This window comes from Pseudoduganella buxea, from assembly GCF_009720835.1.
Lineage (GTDB): Bacteria > Pseudomonadota > Gammaproteobacteria > Burkholderiales > Burkholderiaceae_D > Rugamonas > Rugamonas buxea.
Window position 1 is genome coordinate 22,091 of sequence record NZ_WNKZ01000007.1, and the last position, 19,089, is coordinate 41,179.

Annotated in this window: 11 protein-coding genes; 5 read left to right on the forward strand and 6 right to left on the reverse strand. The window is 67.9% G+C overall.

All coding sequences use genetic code 11. The features are described from left to right. Position 1: 1 nt before the first annotated feature. Positions 2–4,675 (reverse strand): PAS domain S-box protein, encoded by a 4,674-nt coding sequence (locus GM672_RS04275; RefSeq protein ID WP_155469292.1) that lies wholly within the window; start codon positions 4,673–4,675, stop codon positions 2–4. Between the two features lie 90 nt (positions 4,676–4,765). Continuing rightward, entirely contained in the window at positions 4,766–5,512 is a 747-nt protein-coding gene (hutC, locus tag GM672_RS04280; RefSeq protein ID WP_155469293.1) for a histidine utilization transcriptional repressor HutC, read from the reverse strand. A 126-nt stretch (positions 5,513–5,638) separates the two neighbouring features. Between hutC and ada the strand changes: the two genes are divergently transcribed. Beyond that, entirely contained in the window at positions 5,639–6,697 is a 1,059-nt protein-coding gene (gene ada / locus GM672_RS04285) for a bifunctional DNA-binding transcriptional regulator/O6-methylguanine-DNA methyltransferase Ada (protein WP_155469294.1), read from the forward strand. Beyond that, a complete protein-coding gene (locus tag GM672_RS04290; protein ID WP_371867027.1) occupies positions 6,646–7,383 on the forward strand; it encodes a 2OG-Fe(II) oxygenase in 738 nt (245 codons plus the stop codon). The genes ada and GM672_RS04290 overlap by 52 nt, the downstream gene beginning before the upstream one ends. Here GM672_RS04290 and GM672_RS04295 read toward each other — a convergent pair. The 3 genes from GM672_RS04295 to GM672_RS29520 form a co-directional block, all read right to left on the reverse strand. Continuing rightward, positions 7,368–11,648 (reverse strand): PAS domain-containing hybrid sensor histidine kinase/response regulator, encoded by a 4,281-nt coding sequence (locus GM672_RS04295; RefSeq protein ID WP_155469295.1) that lies wholly within the window; start codon positions 11,646–11,648, stop codon positions 7,368–7,370. The two genes, GM672_RS04290 and GM672_RS04295, sit on opposite strands and share 16 nt — an antisense overlap. 1 nt (position 11,649) lies before the next feature. Further along, positions 11,650–12,861 carry an ATP-binding response regulator gene (locus GM672_RS04300; protein ID WP_170299926.1) on the reverse strand — a complete coding sequence of 404 codons (1,212 nt, stop codon included), beginning with the start codon at positions 12,859–12,861 and terminating at the stop codon, positions 11,650–11,652. 476 nt (positions 12,862–13,337) lie between these two features. Next, a complete protein-coding gene (locus tag GM672_RS29520) occupies positions 13,338–13,460 on the reverse strand; it encodes a hypothetical protein (RefSeq protein WP_260098631.1) in 123 nt (40 codons plus the stop codon). A 287-nt stretch (positions 13,461–13,747) separates the two neighbouring features. Here GM672_RS29520 and GM672_RS04305 point away from each other — a divergent pair, with 287 nt between their 5' ends. Then, positions 13,748–15,424: an amidohydrolase gene (locus GM672_RS04305; protein WP_155469297.1), complete on the forward strand. Its 1,677-nt coding sequence runs from the start codon at positions 13,748–13,750 to the stop codon at positions 15,422–15,424. Between the two features lie 9 nt (positions 15,425–15,433). On the opposite strand, the gene GM672_RS04310 is transcribed toward GM672_RS04305, so the two are convergent. Then, on the reverse strand, positions 15,434–16,306 hold the full coding sequence (locus GM672_RS04310; protein WP_155469298.1) for an aldo/keto reductase family oxidoreductase: 873 nt from the start codon (positions 16,304–16,306) through the stop codon (positions 15,434–15,436). A gap of 117 nt (positions 16,307–16,423) precedes the next feature. On the opposite strand from GM672_RS04310, the gene GM672_RS04315 reads away from it, so the two are divergent. Together GM672_RS04315 and hutU are read left to right on the forward strand one after the other, a co-directional pair. Further along, the gene (locus tag GM672_RS04315) at positions 16,424–17,326 is read left to right on the forward strand and encodes a LysR family transcriptional regulator (RefSeq protein ID WP_155469299.1); all 903 of its coding nucleotides are present in this window, start codon (positions 16,424–16,426) and stop codon (positions 17,324–17,326) included. Positions 17,327–17,377: 51 nt separating this feature from the next. Beyond that, positions 17,378–19,081, forward strand: a complete 1,704-nt coding sequence (gene hutU / locus GM672_RS04320; RefSeq protein ID WP_155469300.1) for a urocanate hydratase — start codon at positions 17,378–17,380, stop codon at positions 19,079–19,081. The last annotated feature ends 8 nt before the right edge of the window (positions 19,082–19,089 follow it).

Here is a 19,089-nt window from a genome sequence, read left to right on the forward strand (position 1 = left end):
GTCAGTCGTCGGCAAAAGTGGTGTTGGTCATGATGTGTTCGGTGATCTGCGCCAGCAGCGGCCACAGCCGGGCGATCAGGTCGGCCGCAGTGCGCGTTGCGGCCGTCGTGTCGCCGGCGGGCAGGCGTTCGAGCTGTTCGCACAGTTCGCCCAGGCCCATGGCGCCGACCGTGCGGGCAGAAGCCTTGAGCCGGTGGCCCAGGTCGCGCACCGCCTGCAACTGGCCCGCCGCCAGCGCCTTTTCCAGCTCGGCGAAGCCGGCTTCGCTGGTCTGCAGGAACTTGAAGGCGAACTTGCGAATCTTGTCTGGATGATAACCCAGCACCTGGGCCAGCACGGACAAATCGATGATGTCCGGGTCGCCCGCCAGCGGTGGCCGGGTCTGGGCCCGTTTCGGCGCGCGCAGCCGCTCGAATTCATCCTCCGGCTGGCGCGGCGGCAGCCACAGCGCCACGGTCTGGTACATCAGGGCCGGCTGGATCGGCTTCGAGATGAAGTCGTCCATGCCCGCTTCCATGCAGCGGGCCCGGTCTTCATTGGTGGCCGTGGCCGTCATGGCCAGCACGCGCAGCCCGGCCAGGCGGGGATCGGCACGGATGCGGCGGGTCGCTTCCAGCCCGTCCATCAGCGGCATCTGCACGTCCATCAGTACGCAGTCGAAGCTGGCCTGGCGCAGCAGTTCCAGCGCCTCGGCGCCGTTGTTGGCCAGGCAGACGGCCGAGCCGGCCTCTTCCAGCATCTCCTGGGCGATCTGCTGGTTGAAGGTATTGTCCTCGACCAGCAGGATGCGGGCGTCGCGCAGCGCCGACATGCTGGGGCTCGACAGCACGGGCAGGGGCTCCTCGCGCCGCGCCGCGGCGTCGGCCGCCGTGCCGATGCCCAGGCGGGCCGTGAACCAGAAGGTGCTGCCCTGGCCCGGCGCGCTGGTGACGCCCACCTCGCCGCCCATCAGCTGGGCCAGCTGCTTGCAGATCGCCAGGCCCAGCCCCGTGCCGCCATAGGCCCGCGTGGTCGACGTGTCGGCCTGCTGGAATGACTGGAACAGCTTGCTCATCTCGTTGTCGGACAGGCCGATGCCCTGGTCGCTGACGGCAAAGCGCAGCAGGCAGTGGTCGTCGTCGGACACGACTCTGCGCACGCCGACGCGGATGCTGCCCCGTTCACTGAACTTGATGGCGTTGTTGGTGTAGTTGATCAGCACCTGGCCCAGCCGCAGCGGGTCGCCCAGCAGCACCGGCGGCAGTTCCGGGTCGAGATCGAACTCCAGCGCCAGCTCCTTGCCGGCCGCCTTCGGCGCCACCACCGTCGTCAGGGTCTGGATCACGTGCTCCAGCGAAAACGGCACGTGCTCGATCTCCAGCTTGCCGGCCTCGATCTTCGAGATGTCGAGGATATCGTCGATGATGCGCAGCAGGTGCTCGCCGGCGAAGCGGATCTTCTCCAGGTAGTCGCGCTGGCGCGGTTCCAGCGCCGTCTTCAGCGCCAGGTAGGCCATGCCGATCACGCCGTTCATCGGCGTGCGGATCTCGTGGCTCATATTGGCCAGGAACTGGCCCTTGGCCAGGCTGGCTTCCTCGGCCACCTGCTTGGCCTGGTCCAGTTCCTCGGTGCGTTCCACCACGCGCTCTTCCAGGTGGTCGTTCAGGTCGCGCAGCGCCTGTTCGGCGCGCTTGCTGTCGGTGATGTCGATCGACATGCAGATCAGGTAGGAGCGCTCGCCCTGTTCGTCGTACACGGGCTTCTTGAAGGTGCGCAGGAACAGGCGCTGCTGCAGCAGCGGGTTCCAGATGGTTTCCTCGTAGTCGATCAGGTCGCCCCGCGCGAAGGCTTCCTCGTCGCGCCGGCGGAAGCTCGCCAGTTCGGCGGGGCTGTGCAGGTGGGCGTAGCTGCCGTTGTGCAGGTCCTCGAAGGTATAGCCGAACTGCTGCTCGCAGGCCGAGTTCATCTGGATCAGGCGTCCCGCCGCGTCCTTCAGGAACAGGCCGATCGGCATCATCTTGATGATTTCGTGCAGCCGCTGCTCGCCCCGCCGCACGGCGTCCGCGCTGCGCTTGCGTTCCGTGATGTCGGTCAGGCTGACGACGGCCATCGTCGAGGCGCCCAGCTCGTCGCGCATCGGTTCGGCGTTGACGGAGAGCCAGCAGGTCTCGCCGTCGCCCTGGGCCACGCCCATCACGACATTGCGCACCGAGCGGCTGGTCTTGAGCGCGCGCTGCACGGGATGCTCGTCCTCGCCGAACGGGCGGCCGTCCTCGTGCACGCCGGGCCACAGCCGCGCGCCGCTGGCCGCCGCCGCGCCCAGCATGCGCGCGGCCGCCGCATTACATTCGAGCAGCACGCCATCGCTGTTGAGCACCACCAGGCCGTTCGTGACGGCATTGAAGACGGAGGCCATGCGCTGGCTGGAATTGCGCAGCGCCACCTCGGCCAGGCGGCGGTCCGTGATGTCGGTGATCATCGCCAGCGTGCCCGCATACACGCCATTGTCGGCATTGATCTGCGTGGTCGACAGCAGGCCCCACATCGACGAATGGTCCTTGCGGTAGAAGCGGGCGTCGCCCTGCTCGGCCTGGCCGGGACGGCGCCGGCTGTTCTGCTGGCGCAGCAGGGCGCAGCTGTCCTCGTCCATGAATTCGCTCATCGGGCGGCCCAGCATTTCCTCCGGTTCGTAGCCCAGCATGCGCGCCATGGTGGGGTTCACGAAGGAGGTGCGGTCGTTCGCATCGGTCATCCAGATGCCTTCGGCGGCCGTCTGCACGATCAGGCGGTAGCGCTCGGAGCTGGCGTGCAGCGCCTGTTCGGCGCGCTGGCGCTGGGTCATGTCGCGCAGCGACAGCACGGACAGGCCCTGGCCTTCCAGCCGGATCGGCGCCAGGTGCACCATGGCGGGGAAATGGCTGCCGTCGTTGCGCCGCGCCGTCAGCACGCGGCCCGGCAGGTTGGGGCGCGAGAACAGTTCGCGCGCCTGGCCCGGGGTGCTGCGCATCACCTCGGGCACCAGCAGTTCCAGCAGCAGGCCGGGCATCTCGTCGGGCGCGTAGCCGAAGCACTGGGCCGCGGCGCCGTTGGCCTGGCGGATACGGCCGCTGCGGTCGGCCACCAGCATCGGGCCGGGCATCGCTTCGAGCATGGCCGCCACCCGCTCGCGTTCCGCGTTGGCCCGCTCGCCGGCGTCGCCCATGGTGCCGCTGATGCGCAGGGGCCGTCCCTGCTCGTCCCGCTCGAGCACCATGCCGCGCACCTGCACCCATTTATAGTGCCCGTCCCGGCACACCATGCGGAACTCCAGCGAGAAATGGGCCTGGCGGGCCTGCGGCGCTTCCACCGCTTCGATCTGCAGCAGCAGTTGCGGGCGGTCCTCCGGGTGCACCAGTTCCAGCCATTCCTCGCGCGTGCGCGGGGCCAGCTGGCCGGGCGCATGGCCGAGGATTTCCAGGTAACGGTCCGACAGCACCAGCTGCGGCGCCTGCGGCTGCCAGTCCCACAGGCCTTCGCCGGAACCGGCCAGCGCGAAGCCGGCGATGCGCTCGGCGTCGCCGGCGCGCTCCTCGGCGCCATGCAGCCGCCGTGCCATGCCGCGCTGGCGCCACAGGGCGAAGCCGGCCAGCAGCAGGGTCGCCACGGCACCGACCAGCCAGGGCAGGTAGGGCCGGGGTGCGGCTTCCTCGTACAGGAAGCCCTGCAGCGGGTAGCTGGCCGGCATCATGCCCAGCGCCGCATAGGTGTCGGCAATGGCCTGCCAGCGCACGGGATTGCTGTACCCCAGTTCGATCAGGTGCTGCTCCAGCAGCGGTGTCGTGCGGCGCGCCTCGAACATCAGGTGTTCGCGGGTATTGCGGTCCGGGTAGCGGGCCCGGATCAGGTCGGCGATTTCCTCGGGATGCTCGATTGCATACTGCCAGCCCTTCAACGTGGCGGCGCGCATGGCCCTGGCCCGCTGCGGATGTTCGCGCAGTTCGCCTTCGGTGGTATAGAGGGTATCGCCATAGAAGTCGATGCCGGCCGCGCGCGGCAACACAACGTCATACGGCACGCCGGCCCGTTGCAGCGCGTAAGGCGTCACCGTCAGGTAGCCGGAGATGGCGTCCACCTTGCCTTCGGCCAGATCCTCGTAGCGGTAGCTGTAGGGCAGCAGGGCCATGTCCTGCGTGCGCAGGCCCGCCTGGCGCAGGTAGGCGCGCACTTCGTCGCTGTCCGGTCCCAGCATGACGCGGCTGCCCGCCAGCGGGAGCGGCTTGCCGCCCGGTCCGCGCCGTACGATCAGGGCCGAAGCCGAGTGCTGGAAGATCGACGCCAGCACCACCACGGGGGCGCCGGCGGCGCGCTTGAGCAACAGGCTGCTGTCGCCCGTGCCGTACTGGGCACGCCCGTCCAGCACCGCCGCCACCGGGTCGGTGCCGGGCTGCGCTTCCACCAGCGTCACATCCAGCCCGGCGTCGCGGTAGTAGCCCTTGTCCTGGGCCGCGTAATAGCCGGCGAACTGGAACTGGTGGCGCCATTTCAACTGGACCGTGACGGGTTCGGCCAGGGCCAGGGCGCTGGCCAGCAGCGGCACGAGGCACAGCAGGCGCAGGCAGGACAGGGGGGCAAGAGGCGAGGCAGGGCGCGGCAGCGGCACCGCGCGCACCAGGCGGCGGAGCAGCGGAGGACTGGTCTTGATTCTGCGGTGTGGCAAGCGCTACCCTTTCATGACGGTAGCCAGTCGATGGCTGCCGGTGCCCGGTCAACTATAGCATCGAAGCGCCGCCCTGTAACGCCCGCCGCCTCAGCCTTCCTTGGCCGCGCTGACGCTGCCGGCGAACTGGTAGCGGTGGCCCGGATGCCACATCGTCACGATCGAGGCAACCTTGCCGCCCGAGCGGGTCTGGCGGCGCAGCACGAGGCAGGGCTGGCGCGCGTCCATCGCCAGCATCTCGGCGATGTCGCGCGGGGCGGCCAGCGCTTCCAGGCTGTAGCTGGCGCCCTGCAGCGGCGCGGCCGCCACCAGGTATTCGTTCGGCGTGATGCGCGTGAAGTCCTGCGCCATATAGGCCGGCGCGCACTGGGGGTTGACCCAGCGGTCTTCCACCTGGATCGGCACGCCGCTTTCGTAATGGACGATAATCGAATGGAACAGGGTTTGGCCCGCCGGCAGTTCGAACTGCTTGGCCAGCAGCTCGCTGGCGCGGCCCTGTTCCAGCAATTGCAGGGTGCTGCGGTGGACATGGCCGCGCGAGCGCACTTCGTCGGCGATGCTGCGGATTTCCAGCAGGGTGGCCTGGTATTTTTGCGGGGCGACGAAGGTGCCGGAGCCCTGGCGCCGCGTCAGCACGGCTTCGGCCGTCAGCTCGCGCACGGCACGGTTGACGGTCATGCGCGAGACGCCAAACTGCCGTACCAGCGCCTGCTCCGACGGGATCACGTCGCCTTCCTTCCAGTGGCCGGCTGCGATCTGGGCCGTCAGGAAGTCTTTGATGCGCTGGAAGATCGGCGTGCCGTCCGGGGTATTATTTTGTGCTGGCTGTGCTTCCAAACCGGGTCTCCGCTGCAAGGTGTGGCGATTTTAGCATCGGGCCGGATGAATTCGAAAGCAAGGCCCGGAGTGCCGTGGCAGGGCCGCCACCCTACCATGTCGGCATCGATCAAGCGAGGTAAGCCGATGAACCAAGTCACCTATACCACCGACGACGCGCGCTGGGGCGCCGTGCAGCAGCGCGACGGCAATGCCGACGGCCAGTTCTGGTATGCCGTGCGCACCACCGGCGTGTATTGCCGGCCCTCGTGCGGCGCCCGCCCGGCGCTGCGCGCCAACGTCACCTTCCACGCCAGCATGGCCGAGGCGGAAAGCGCGGGCTTCCGGCCCTGCCGACGCTGCAAGCCGGACCAGCCGCCGCTGGCCGAGCGCCATGCCGCCCTGGTCGAACGCCTGTGCCGGCTGATCGACGCCGCCGACAGCGAACTCGATCTCACCAGCCTGGCCGCGGCGGCCGGCGTCAGCCAGTTCCACCTGCACCGCGTCTTCAAGGCGCAGACGGGCATCACGCCAAAGGCCTACGCGGCCGCCGGGCGCCAGCGCCGCATGCAGGAAAAGCTGGTGCAGCAGCCCTCCGTGACGGATGCCATCTACGCGGCCGGCTTCAATTCCAGCGGCCGCTTCTACGCCGCCTCGCAGGGCGCCCTGGGCATGACGCCGACAGCCTTCCGTGCCGGCGGGCAGGGGGCCACCATCCGCTTCGCCATCGCCCAGTGCTCGCTGGGCGCCATCCTGGTCGCCAGCACCGATGTCGGCATCTGCGCCATCCTGCTGGGCGACGACCCGGAACTGCTGGCGCGCGACCTGCAGGACCGCTTCCCGAAGGCGGAACTGATCGGCGCGGAAGCCGACTACGAGCAGACCGTGGCACGCGTGATCGGCATGGTCGAGGCGCCCGAGCTGGGCCTGGACCTGCCGCTGGACGTGCGCGGCACGGCCTTCCAGCAGCGCGTCTGGCAGGCGCTGCGCACGATCCCGGCCGGCCGCACCGTCAGCTACACGGAACTGGCCCGGCTGATCGGCGCGCCGGCCAGCGTGCGCGCCGTGGCCGGGGCCTGCGCCGCCAATGCCGTGGCCATTGCCATCCCCTGCCACCGCGTGGTGCGCACGGACGGTTCCCTGTCCGGCTACCGCTGGGGCGTCGAACGCAAGCAGGCCTTGCTGGAAAGGGAGGGCGCCAGGTGACGCCCTTCGACTGGGCCGCCATCGAGGAAGCCTTGAACGCGCACGGCTGCGCCCACGTGCCGGGCGTGCTGGCGCCAGGGGATTGCGCGGCGCTTGCCTCGCTGTACGCCGACGGCGAGCGCTTTCGCAGCCGCGTCGTGATGGCGCGGCACGGCTTCGGCCGCGGCGAGTACCAGTATTTTGCCTACCCGCTGCCGCCGCTGGTTGCCGCGCTGCGCGAGCGGATGTACGGCCCCCTGGCCGCCATCGCCAACCGGTGGTACGAAGCGATGGCGCTGCCGGTGCGGTTTCCGCCCACGCACGCCGAATTCCTCGCGCGCTGCCACGCCGCCGGCCAGCAGCGGCCCACGCCCCTGCTGCTGCGATACGAAGGGGAGGACTACAACTGCCTGCACCAGGATTTATATGGCGAGCACGTATTCCCCCTGCAGGCGGCTTTCCTGCTGTCGCGGCCCGGCCAGGACTTCACGGGCGGCGAATTCGTGCTGACCGAGCAGCGCCCGCGCATGCAGTCGCGGGTGGAAGTGGTGCCGCTGGCGCAGGGCGACTGCGTCATCTTCCCCGTCTTCCACCGGCCCGTGAACGGCACGCGCGGCATCTACCGCGTCAACCTGCGGCATGGCGTGTCGCGCGTGCGCAGCGGCATGCGGCATACGCTGGGGGTGATCTTTCACGATGCGGCGTGAGGGCAGGCCGCATTTCCGCTGTCGCCTACCGGCCGGCCATGCGCCGCCAGCTGGCGGCGTAGCGCCAGCATCGAACGCTGAAGTCCCGCGTCGATCGCGGCCACCATCGAGGCCGAGAACGACTGGGGGTCTTCCCGCAGTCCTCGCTCGAGCCGGGCGATTTCCTCGGCAAGTCCCTGCGCCCCCAGCGTGGAGGCGGTTCCCTTCAGCGTGTGCAGCGTGGCGGCGGGATCCCTGTGCTGCGCCACATCGAGGCTGCCGTCGATTGTCGCCAGCAGCCGTGCCGCCTGCTCCGGCAGGGCTTCGAGCAGGCGGGCATAGATGTCGGCCGCGCCGCCGAAGCGGCGCATGATATCGGCGAACGGCTCGACGAAACAGGCGTCTTCGCCAGCGCTCCGAGACTGGCAAGTCTCCGTCAGCACATCGACCACTTGACCGATGTCGATGGGCTTGGCGATATGGGCGTTCATGCCGGCCGCGAGGCATGCTTGCCTGTCCGCCTGCGCGGCGTTGGCCGTCATCGCAATGATGGGCAAATCCTTGAGACGATCGACAGCGCGGATATGGCGGGTCGCTTCCAGGCCGTCCATCACGGGCATCTGCATGTCCATCAGCACGGCGTCGAACAGGTTGTTCGTTGCGTAACCGACTGCTTCCCTGCCATTTTCCGCCACGGTCACGCACGCACCTTCCTGCGTCAGCAGGATGTAGGCCACTTGCTGGTTGAGCTGATTGTCTTCCGCCAGCAGGATATGCATGCCATCAAGTCGATGCGAGCCCTGGAAGCTGTGCGCATGTTCGCCCGGCGCAAGCTTCAGGGCGCGCGACACCGCATCGACGATCAGGTGCGGCATGACGGGCTTGGTCAGCATGTCGGCGATTGCGGCGCCGCCATCCTCCGTTTGGATGCTCGTCATCGCCTCCCGGCCATACGCGGTGACCATGATGATCACCGGGGGCCGTTCCACCCCGGCCAGTTCCGCGATCCGGCGTGCCGCGCCGGTGCCGTTCAGGCCGGGCATGTTCCAGTCCATCAGCACCACGTCGAAACGTCCGTCGCCGTTGGCCACGCCGGCAACCGTGTCGATCGCTTCCTCGCCGCTTCCCGCCAGCCGTACCTGCCAGCCGAGGGACTCGACCATCCGGCCCAGAAGGGCCGCGGCCAGGGGATTGTCGTCGACGACCAGGACGCGGACGGGCTTCATGGGCGGCGGCGTGACGAGGGCCAGGCTATCATCGGTTGCCGGCAGGTCGACCTCGAACCAGAACCGGCTCCCCACGCCGGGAGCGCTGTCGAGCAGCAGTTCCGAGCCCATCATCCGAACCAGGCGCTGCGCGATCACCAGCCCCAGGCCGGTACCGCCGAAACGGCGCGATATCGAAGTTTCCGCCTGCGTGAAGCTTTCGAAGATGGCCTGCTGCTGCTCGGGAGCGATCCCGATGCCCGTGTCCGAAACGGTAAACCGCGTGCGCTGCTCGTTGCTGTCCTGCATGCGCTGCACGGACAGCACGACGTCGCCACGCTCCGTGAACTTCAGCGCGTTGCCCGTCAGGTTGATCAGGACCTGCTGCAGGCGCAGGCGATCGCCGAGCAGTTCGACGGGGAGCGTGGGGTCGAGATCGAACATGATCTCGACTTCCTTGGCCCCCAGCGTGCCGGAGAGGATGATGGATAGGTCGTTCAGCAGCTCGCGCAGGTTGAAGCGGTCGACGTCGAGCACCAGCTTTCCCGCCTCGATCTTCGAATAGTCGAGCAGGTCGTTCAGCAGCTGCAGCAGCGAACGGGCCGCGCTGGTCGCCTTGACGGCGTAGTCCTGCTGGTGGGGCGCCAGCCCGCTCTGCTTCAGGATCTGCAGCATCCCCAGCACGGCATTGAGCGGCGTGCGGATTTCATGGCTCATATTGGCGAGGAAGTTTGATTTTGCCTGGCTGGCCGCGTCGGCTTCCTCCTTAGCCTGGCGCAGGGTATTGACGAGCTCCATGCGCTCCGTCACGTCCAGGCTGATGCCCGTGATCTGGCGCGCCATGCCTTCCCCGTCGTATTCCGTGCGTGTCGCCGACTGCAGGTAACGGATCTGCCCGTCCTTGCGGAGGATGCGGAAGACGTGATCGTGCTCGCCTTGGCCCTGGGCGATTGCATCGAGCCGGCCGCGCGCGTCGATCACGTCGTCCGGGTGGACCATGGCCAGCCAATCATCGATGCCGGGGCCGGTACCGCCAGGATCCGGCTCGATGCCATAGATGGCGAACATATGGGCATTCCACTCCGGACTGCGTCCGTCCAGCCGCCAGCTCCATACGCCGAGACGCGCCACGTCGGCGGCGAGCAGCAGGTGATCTCGCACCAGCAGCAGCTCCGCATGTTGCCGTTGCAGCTCGGCTTGCGCCCGCCGCAGCTGGCTGACATCCATCGCGATACTCAGGTAGCCGGTCAGTTCCGGGCCGTCGCGCAAGGCGCTGATGGCAACCGAAACGGGCAGCTTCTCGCCGCTCTTGCAGAGGTAGGTCCATTCGCTCGTCTCCGGTTCGCGCGCGCAAGCCGCGCGCAGGACGGCGCGCATGCCGGCATCGCGTTCGACCGGCAGGACGGCGGGGTCCAGCCGTGCCTCGATATCGCCCAGCTCGACGAGCATGGCCAGCGAGGCGCGCCCCACCATTTCGGCCGCGCCATAGCCAAGCAGGTTCTCCGCGCCCCGGTTGAAGACGGAGATGACACCCCTGTCGTCGGTTGCGATGATTGCCAGCTCAAGCGAGCCCAGCACGCTGTCGAGCAGGATGTTGAGTTTGCGCAACTGTGAGGTGCGGTTGCTGACGGCAATCGCCATCTCCTTGTATGTCCGTTCGGCCAGCGCCTCCATCGACTTGCGTTCCGTGATGTCGCGCACCGTCTTCGAGGCACCGACGACGGTGCCGGTGGCATCGCGGATGGGCGAGGCGGTAACCGATACGGTCACCTTGCTGCCGTCCCGGCATAACCGGACCGTGTCGAAGTGCGCTACCGTCTCGCCGCGCGCGAGCCGCGCCAGGATATCGGCTTCTTCCTGGCGCAGTTCGATGGGCACGATCAATTCCGCCACCGTCCTGCCCACGGCTTCGGCCTTCGAATAGCCGAACAGCGCTTCGGCGCCACCGTTCCATGTTGTCACGATGCCATCGAGCGTATTGCCGAGAATGGCATCGTTCGAATTTTCGACGATCGCGGCCAGGCGCGCATGGGTTGCCGTGATCTGCCGTCGCCGCCAGCGGTTGCCGGCAATCGACCCCGAAAGCGCAGCGGCCAGGCTGCTGACGACCAGGCCGCCCAGCAGCACCCATCGGGCCGGCATCGTTCCCTGCTGCATGGTGAACGCGGGCCGGGCGTGGAACTTCAACCGCCACTGCCTGCCGTAGACATTCACGACCGTGCTGTACAGGTAAACCGGATGCACATTCGCCGGCGCCAGCGGCACGATCACTTGTTCGTTGTGCCGGTCGGTAATGTCCGACACGCCCAGATCGATCCGGGTGGGATCCAGGCCCAGCGTGTGCAGTAATTCGTCGATGACCAGGGGCGCATAGGTCCACCCCTTCAGACTGCGGCGTCGTTCCTGCACGGTGACAGGCGTGCCCGGCCCGTCGTAGACGGGCAGCAGCAGCAGGAACGACCGCTGGTGCTTGCCGCTTTCCTGCAACAGCGTAATCGGCGCGGTCAGTTGCGCGGTGCCCCCATCCATGGCGGCCAGGGCCGCCTGGCGTCGATTGGCTTCGGAGGCGATATCGAAGCCCACTGCTGCCCGGTTGGGCGCCAGCGGCTCGATATACTCGATAACGAAGCGGTCACCGTCATGAGGAGCAAGTTCGCGGATTTTCGCACCGGCGATTCCACCAGTTTGCATGTGCCGCTCGAACTCGCGAGCCTGGGCGCGGGCGACGCGCCGGATGAAGCCTAACCCTCGCGCGCCCGGGAATTCCGTGGCGATGTCCCGTGTCCTGCTGTAGCGCTCCAGGTCGGGCATCCGCAACACGTCCGGACCCACGGTGAGAATGAAGCCGCGTAGTCCACGCAGGCCATACTGGTACACGCCCATGCGCTGAACCGCGTGGTCGGCCGCGGTGCCGGCGGCCGCCGACAAGCGTTCAAGGATAACGGCGTCGTTGAAGCGATCCTGCCAGAATGCCGCGCCAATGCTCAGCGCCGCCCCCGTTACCAAGACCAGGCCAGCACTGAACAATGCGACCCGGGTTGCCGGCTCGTCGTGTGGCGCGGCGATAGGCGCTTTGGGCATGTCAAGGCACCGGCTGGGTGCCGGCCTGCGTCGCCGCCGACGGCAGCACGATCGTGAAGGTCGTACCCAGGCCCACTGTGCTGACGACGTCGATGGTGCCGTTCATCTGGCGCATCAGGCGGTCCGCGATGGTCAGGCCAAGGCCCGTGCCCTCCGCCGAGGACGTCGATCGCCCCAACCGGTCGAATGGCTGGAATAACCTTTCCCGCAAGTCGGGCGCGATACCCTGGCCGGTGTCGCTGACCGTGATGGAAGTGTGGGTGAGCCCCAATCCGCATACGGCAACGGTCAGGGTGCCGCCAGGCTTGTTGTACCTGGCGCCATTGCTCAGGAGGTTCAGCAGTACCTGTTGCAGCCGCGTGGCATCCGCATGGACGGAATGCCCGACGTGGTCGGGCATTATAAGCGTCACGCCATGGCGCTCGCATTCGGGCGCAATCAGCCGGGCGCATTTTTCCAGCAGCGGCGCGAGCATCACGCAGTCGACGCGCAGGTCGGCCTTGCCCGCTTGGATCTTCGCCAGGTCCAGCACTTCGTTCACGAGCGACAACAGGTGGTTCGCCGCATCGACGATATGCCCGGCGAATTCAGCCGATTGCACCGGTGTGCTCGACAAATGCGCGGAGCGCAGGATATGCGCGAATCCGATGATGGAATTGAGCGGCGTACGCAGCTCGTGGCTCATCGATGCCAGGAAGCGTGACTTGGCCTCGTTCGCCAGCTCGGCGCTGTTACGCGCCAGGATCAATTGCCGGTTCAGCATCGCGAGCTCCATCATGTGCTGCTGGATTTTCTGGTCGGCGCTCCATGCCGCCTTGCGCAGCGCCACAGTACGAAAGGCGCGCTGCAGCCCTGCCTTGACCGCGACGATGTTGAACGGCTTGAGCAAGTAATCGATGGCACCGGCGTCGAGGGCGCGCTGGCTGGTCGGCAGGTCGCCTTCGCCGGTCACGATCAGGCAACCGAGGTCCGGCTTCAGTGCCAGTGCCGCCTCGATCACAGCGATGCCATCCATCGACGGCATATTCAGGTCGATCAACGCAAGCTTGTAGGGAACGCCGGCCAGGCTGGCCAGCGCCGCCATGGGATCGGCGAATCCTGCGGGCGCATAGCCTTCCCGCGTCAACAGTTCGCACATCACTTCGCGTACGAGGTCCTCGTCGTCCACCACGAGGATGGGCAGCGGCGCATCGCGTCCGTCGACATCTTGCATGTCCGTCTCCATGTGTACGCACCTGCCGCAAAGCGTCGCTCAAGCGCCCTTCGCCAGGCCATTCATCGGGTCGGCGACTATCATTTCGCAAGCTGCAAGCGCGAAAGTCCATATAGATAGTTACATGATTTCAGCGGGGCGTAAAGCAGACTTCGTGCACCCATTCACATCATTTACCTGGTCGTCATGGGTAGCGTTCTTCGACGATAAATCGATGATCGACGACCGTTGCGGCCTGCATCCGAAATGTCCTGCCGATCGTCGTCCCGGCCGTCGTCATTGCCCCGCATGGGCTCAGGCGGGACCAGCGCGACTATGGGCTGGAGGCCGGCGGCGAAGCAGGCCTTGCGGGGTCACATCGCCGGCGGGACCATTCCGGCCGCCGCCGTGCTCGCGCGGGTGTCGTCATCGCCGGGGCTGAATGCTGCCCCGGCACGTGGTCTCGTCCTGATCCCGGTACCCGGGTGGAATGTCGATCACATCGACGCCGTCGTCGCGGCCGCGTCTTGCGGTGCCACGCCACAGGCCGCGCACACGCTGTCATCGACCTTGATCTTGCGCTCGAACGGCAGGCGGAGCGACCAGGTATCCTCCGGCATGCGACCGGCCTGTAGGCATGCACCGGCATGCCATGCACCAGCGGCGCGCCGTTGGTCCACCGTGCCTTGAACGTGATCGAAAAGCACGGCACGCCGTCCGGGGACCGTACCTTCAGGCCGGCCGGCCGGCAGGAGGGGCAGCAGCGTGCGGGCCAGGCAACGTTGGACCGGTCGCACGGATCGGGATGGTGGGGGTGATCGACCATTGCAGGCCCGCCGCCGGACCGGTTGGCCGGCGATGCGAATTTCGCTACACTCTGAAGCTTCCCAGCCCAGCAAGGAATTCCATGCCCCGCCTGCACCCGATCGCCGCCAGCCTCGCCCTGGCATTGACTGTCTCCGCCCACGCGCAAACGCCGGCCACCACCGGCACCGTCATCGACAATGCCAACGGCTACACCTTGAACGCCGCCGGCAAGCTGGTGCGCTTCCAGTCGCTGGCGTTCGACGGCCAGGGCCGCATCGTCGCCGTCGGCAGCGCGCGCGACGTGGCCGCCAGGGCCAAGGGTTTCCAGCATGTCGACGTGCAGGGCAAGACCGTGCTGCCGGGCCTGATCGACGCCCATGGTCACGTGTTCGGCCTGGGTGAAGTCGCCACGGCGGCGGAGCTGTACAGCTCCACGTCGCTGGACGGCGCCCTGGCGACCATCGGCAGCTTCGCGCGGGCCAACGGCCAGCGCGCCTGGGTGGTGGGCAATGGCTGGAACCAGGAGATCTGGAAGCTGGGCCGCTTCCCCACGGCGAAGGAGCTCGATGGCGTCGTGCCGGACCGGCCGGCGCTGATGCACCGCGTCGACGGCCATGCCGTGTGGGTCAACAGCCGTGCGCTGGCCCTGGCCGGCATCACGAAGGACACGCAGGACCCGGCCGGCGGCAAGATCGAGCGCGACGCGGCGGGCGAGGCCACCGGCATCCTCGTCGACGGCGCCATCGAACTGGTCACGAAGGTGATGCCGAAAGCCACCGAGGCCGAGTCGCGCGCGGCGCTGGACGGCGCGCTGGCCATTCTCGCCAAGAACGGCCTGACCAGCGTGCACGATGCCGGCGTCGGTGTCGGCGCGGACAAGCTGTATCGTGCCTATGCGGACAGCGGCAAGCTGAGCGCGCGCGTCTACGCGATGATCGGTGACACGGGCGAGGACTTCGACCGTCTGTCCGCCCAGGGGCCGTTGAAGAGTTACGCCAACGACCTGTATGCGCTGTCCTCGGTGAAGCTGTATGCGGACGGCGCCCTGGGCAGCCGCGGCGCCGCACTGATCAAGCCATACAGCGACGCGCCGCACACGCACGGCCTGCTGTTTTACAAGGACGGCGAGATGCGCGCCAAGATGGAAAAGGCCATCAAGGCCGGCTACCAGCTCAATGTGCACGCCATCGGCGACGCCGGCAACCGCCAGATCCTGGACAACTACGCGGCGCTGCTGAAGAAGCATCCGGGCGCCGCGCTGCGCCACCGCATCGAGCACGCCCAGGTCGTCGCACTGGCCGATATCCCCCGCTTCAAGGCGCTCGGCATCATCCCGTCGATGCAGCCGACCCACGCGACGTCGGACCAGAACATGGCCGAGCAGCGGGTCGGCCCGCAGCGTATCGAAGGCGCCTACGCGTGGCACACTTTCCTGAAGCAGGGCTCGCGCATCGCCTGCGGCTCGGACTTCCCCATCGAATCGCCCAACCCCTTCGAAGGCATCCATGCCGCCGTCACGCGCCAGGACATGCGCGACGTGCCCGCCGGGGGCTGGCACAAGGAGCAGGCCATGACCTTGCAGCAGGCCTTCCGCTGCTTCACGCTCGATGCGGCCTTTGCAGCGCGCCAGGAAAACGTCATCGGTTCGCTGGAGCCGGGCAAGTGGGCCGACTTCATCGTCACGGACCAGGACCTGTTCCAGGTGGCGCCCGAGAAGATCGGCCGGATCGGCGTGCTGCAGACGTGGGTGGGCGGCCGCCAGGTCTACCGCAAATAATCCCGGCGTTCAGCGCGCGCCGGCCATGCCGTCCAGTTCCGCCACCGCGTCGGCCGGCAGGTCGAGCGCGGCGGCGGCCAGGTTCTCGTGCAGGTGCGCCACGGAAGACGTGCCTGGAATGACGAGGATGTTCGGCGCGCGCCGCAGCAGCCACGCAATGGCCACCTGCATCGGCGTCGCGCCAAGCCGCGCCGCCACGTCCGACAGCGTGCCTGATTCCAGCGGCGAGAAGCCGCCCAGGGGGAAGAAGGGCACGTAGGCGATGCCGTCGGCCGCCAGCGTGTCGATCAGCGCATCGTCATCCCGGTGCACCAGGTTGTAGTGGTTCTGCACGCAGGCGATCGGCACGATGCGCCTCGCCTGGCGCACCTGCTCCGCCGTGACGTTGCTCAGGCCGATATGGCGCACCAGCCCCTGTTCGCGCAGGCCGGCCAGCACGGCGAGCGGTTGTTCCAGGCTGCCTTCGGCCGGGCCGTGCACGCTGAACATGGCGCGCAGGTTGACGACGTCGAGCGTTTCCAGGCCCAGGTTGCGCAGGTTGTCGTGCACCGCGGCGGTCAATTCCTCGCGGCCGAAGGCCGGCAGCCAGCCGCCCTGGTCATCGCGCCGCGCGCCGATCTTCGTGACGATGGCCAGGCCGGCCGGATAGGGATGCAGGGCCGCGCGGATCAGCTGGTTCGTCACGTGCGGGCCGTAGAAGTCGGACGTATCGATATGGTCGATCCCCGCCGCGATGGCCGCCTGCAGCACGGCGCGGGCGGCGGACGGGTCCTTCGGCGGGCCGAACACGCCGGGGCCGGCCAGTTGCATGGCGCCGTAGCCGATGCGGTGGACGGTACGTCCGCCCAGTCGGAAGGTGCCGCTGCGTGCGATGTCGGTCATGTGCTACTCCTCGTGTGGTTGATGAACCCATGTTGAGGCCAGCACGATTCGGCGACAATCCGGTACAGTGTGCACGGGCTGTACGAAAAAACGCACAACACTACAAGAGGAGCAGGAATGGGTGTCGACCTGGGCGACCTGAACGCCTTCGTGGCCGTGGCACGGGCCGGGGGCTTTCGCGATGCGGCGCGCGCCGGCGGCGTCTCCGCCTCCGGCTTGAGCGAGGCCGTGCGCCGCCTGGAGCAGCGCCTGGGTGTGCGCCTGCTGAACCGCAGCACGCGCAGCGTCGTGCCCAGCGAGGCGGGGCGGGGGCTGCTCGAGCGCCTCGGGCCGGCGCTGCAGGAAGTGGAACTGGCGCTGGACGTGGTCAACGGCTTTCGCGACCGCCCCACGGGCACCTTGCGCCTGAACGTGCCGATGGCGGCGTCGCGCCTCGTGCTGCCGGCCATCGTGCCGCCGTTCCTGGCGGCCTACCCGGATATCGTGCTGGACGTCGTCACGGAAGACAGCTTCGTCGACATGCTGGCGGCCGGCTGCGATGCCGGCATCCGCTACGAGGAACGCCTCGAACAGGACATGATTGCAGTACCCATCGGCCCGCGCGTGCAGCGCTTCGCGGCGGCCGCGTCGCCGGCCTACCTGGCGCGCCACGGCCGGCCGGCGCATCCGGGCGAACTGACGGCGCATGCCTGCCTGGGCGGCCACTTCGCCGGCAGCACGCCGTTCGAATGGACTTTCGAGCGGGACGGCGAACAGGTCAACGTCATGCCGCGCGGCCCGCTGACGGTGCGCCTGGGCGGCGCGGCCGACCTGGCTGTCAGCGCGGCCATTGCCGGCACCGGCATCGTCTACCTGTTCGAGGACTGGCTGCAGCCCCACTTCGCCAGCGGCGCGCTGGAGCCGGTGCTGGCGCCGTGGTGGCTGAGCTTTTCCGGCCCCTACCTGTATTACCCGGGGCGCCGCCTCGTACCGGCGCCGCTGCGCGCCCTGATCGGCTTCATCCGCGAACATGGCGCTTGACTTCGGTTGTATAGACAACTTATGCTTGTTGTATCACCAACAGGAGACGACATGAGCCACGACACCAGTTTCGATCCCCGTTTCGACGCCACCCGCGATATCCGTGCGCCGCGCGGCCCTGAGCGGGTCTGCAAGACCTGGGGCGCGGAGGCGGCCTACCGCATGATCCAGAATAACCTGGACAAGGAAGTGGCGGAAAACCCGCAGCACCTGGTCGTCTATGGCGGTATCGGCCGGGCCGCGCGCAATTGGGAGTGCTTCGACCAGATCCTGGCGTCGCTGAAGGAACTGGGCGAGGAAGAGACCCTGCTGATCCAGTCCGGCAAGCCCGTCGGCGTATTCCGCACCCATGCCGACGCGCCGCGCGTGCTGATCGCGAACTCGAACCTGGTGCCGAAGTGGGCCAACTGGGAACACTTCAATGAGCTGGACCGCAAGGGCCTGTTCATGTACGGCCAGATGACGGCCGGCAGCTGGATCTATATCGGCACCCAGGGCATCGTGCAGGGCACGTTCGAAACCTTCGCCGAGGCGGGGCGCCAGCATTTCGGCGGCGACCTGAAAGGGCGCTGGCTGCTGACGGCCGGCCTGGGCGGCATGGGCGGCGCCCAGCCGCTGGCCGCCACGATGGCCGGCGCCGTGTCGCTGACGATCGAATGCCAGCAAAGCAGCATCGACTTCCGCCTGCGCACCCGCTACCTGGACAAGCAGGCCGCCAGCATCGACGAGGCGCTGGCCCTGGTGCGCCAGCACAAGGACAACGGTGACGCCATCTCGATCGGCCTCCTGGGCAACGCGGCCGACATCCTGCCGCAGCTGGTGGAAAAGGCGAAGCAGGGCGGCCTGGTGCCGGACCTCGTCACGGACCAGACCTCGGCCCATGACCTGATCAACGGTTACCTGCCGCAGGGGTGGACCGTGGCGCAGTGGAAGGCGGCGCAGCAGGACCCGGCCCGCCATGCCGAACTGACGGCGGCGGCCGCACAATCCTGCGCCGTGCACGTGCAGGCCATGCTGGACTTCCAGGCATTGGGCGCGAAGGTGGTCGACTACGGCAACAATATCCGCCAGGTCGCCTTCGACCACGGCGTGAAGAATGCCTTCGACTTTCCCGGCTTCGTGCCCGCGTATATCCGCCCCCAGTTCTGCGAAGGGCGCGGCCCGTTCCGCTGGGTGGCCCTGTCCGGCGACCCGGAAGACATCTATAAGACGGACGCCAAGATCAAGGAACTGTTCCCCCACCACGCCAATGTGCACCGCTGGCTGGACATGGCGCGCGAGCGCATCGCCTTCCAGGGCCTGCCGGCGCGCATCTGCTGGCTGGGCCTGGGCGAGCGCCACCTGGCCGGCCTGGCCTTCAACGAAATGGTGAAGAACGGCGAACTGAAGGCGCCCATCGTCATCGGGCGCGACCACCTGGACACGGGCTCCGTGGCCAGCCCGAACCGCGAAACGGAAAGCATGAAGGACGGCACCGACGCCGTCTCCGACTGGCCCTTGCTGAACGCCCTGCTCAATACCGCCGGCGGCGCCACCTGGGTCTCGCTGCACCATGGCGGCGGCGTCGGCATGGGCTACTCGCAGCACTCCGGCGTCGTCATCGTTGCCGACGGCACGGAAGCGGCGGCCAGGCGGCTGGCGCGGGTGCTGGTCAACGACAGCGGCTCGGGCGTCATGCGCCACGCGGATGCCGGTTACGACACGGCGGTCGACTGCGCCAAGCGCAATGGCCTGAACCTCCCGATGATCAAATAAACCAGGTA

Bases quoted from the DNA above. Each gene is read 5' to 3' on its own strand.
- ada (WP_155469294.1), top strand. From the start codon at position 5,639: ATGAACCAAGTCACCTATACCACCGACGACGCGCGCTGGGGCGCCGTG.
- GM672_RS04295 (WP_155469295.1), bottom strand. From the start codon at position 11,648: ATGCCCAAAGCGCCTATCGCCGCGCCACACGACGAGCCGGCAACCCGG.
- GM672_RS04300 (WP_170299926.1), bottom strand. From the start codon at position 12,861: ATGCAAGATGTCGACGGACGCGATGCGCCGCTGCCCATCCTCGTGGTG.
- GM672_RS29520 (WP_260098631.1), bottom strand. From the start codon at position 13,460: ATGCCGGAGGATACCTGGTCGCTCCGCCTGCCGTTCGAGCGCAAGATC.
- GM672_RS04305 (WP_155469297.1), top strand. From the start codon at position 13,748: ATGCCCCGCCTGCACCCGATCGCCGCCAGCCTCGCCCTGGCATTGACT.
- GM672_RS04310 (WP_155469298.1), bottom strand. From the start codon at position 16,306: ATGACCGACATCGCACGCAGCGGCACCTTCCGACTGGGCGGACGTACC.
- GM672_RS04315 (WP_155469299.1), top strand. From the start codon at position 16,424: ATGGGTGTCGACCTGGGCGACCTGAACGCCTTCGTGGCCGTGGCACGG.
- hutU (WP_155469300.1), top strand. From the start codon at position 17,378: ATGAGCCACGACACCAGTTTCGATCCCCGTTTCGACGCCACCCGCGAT.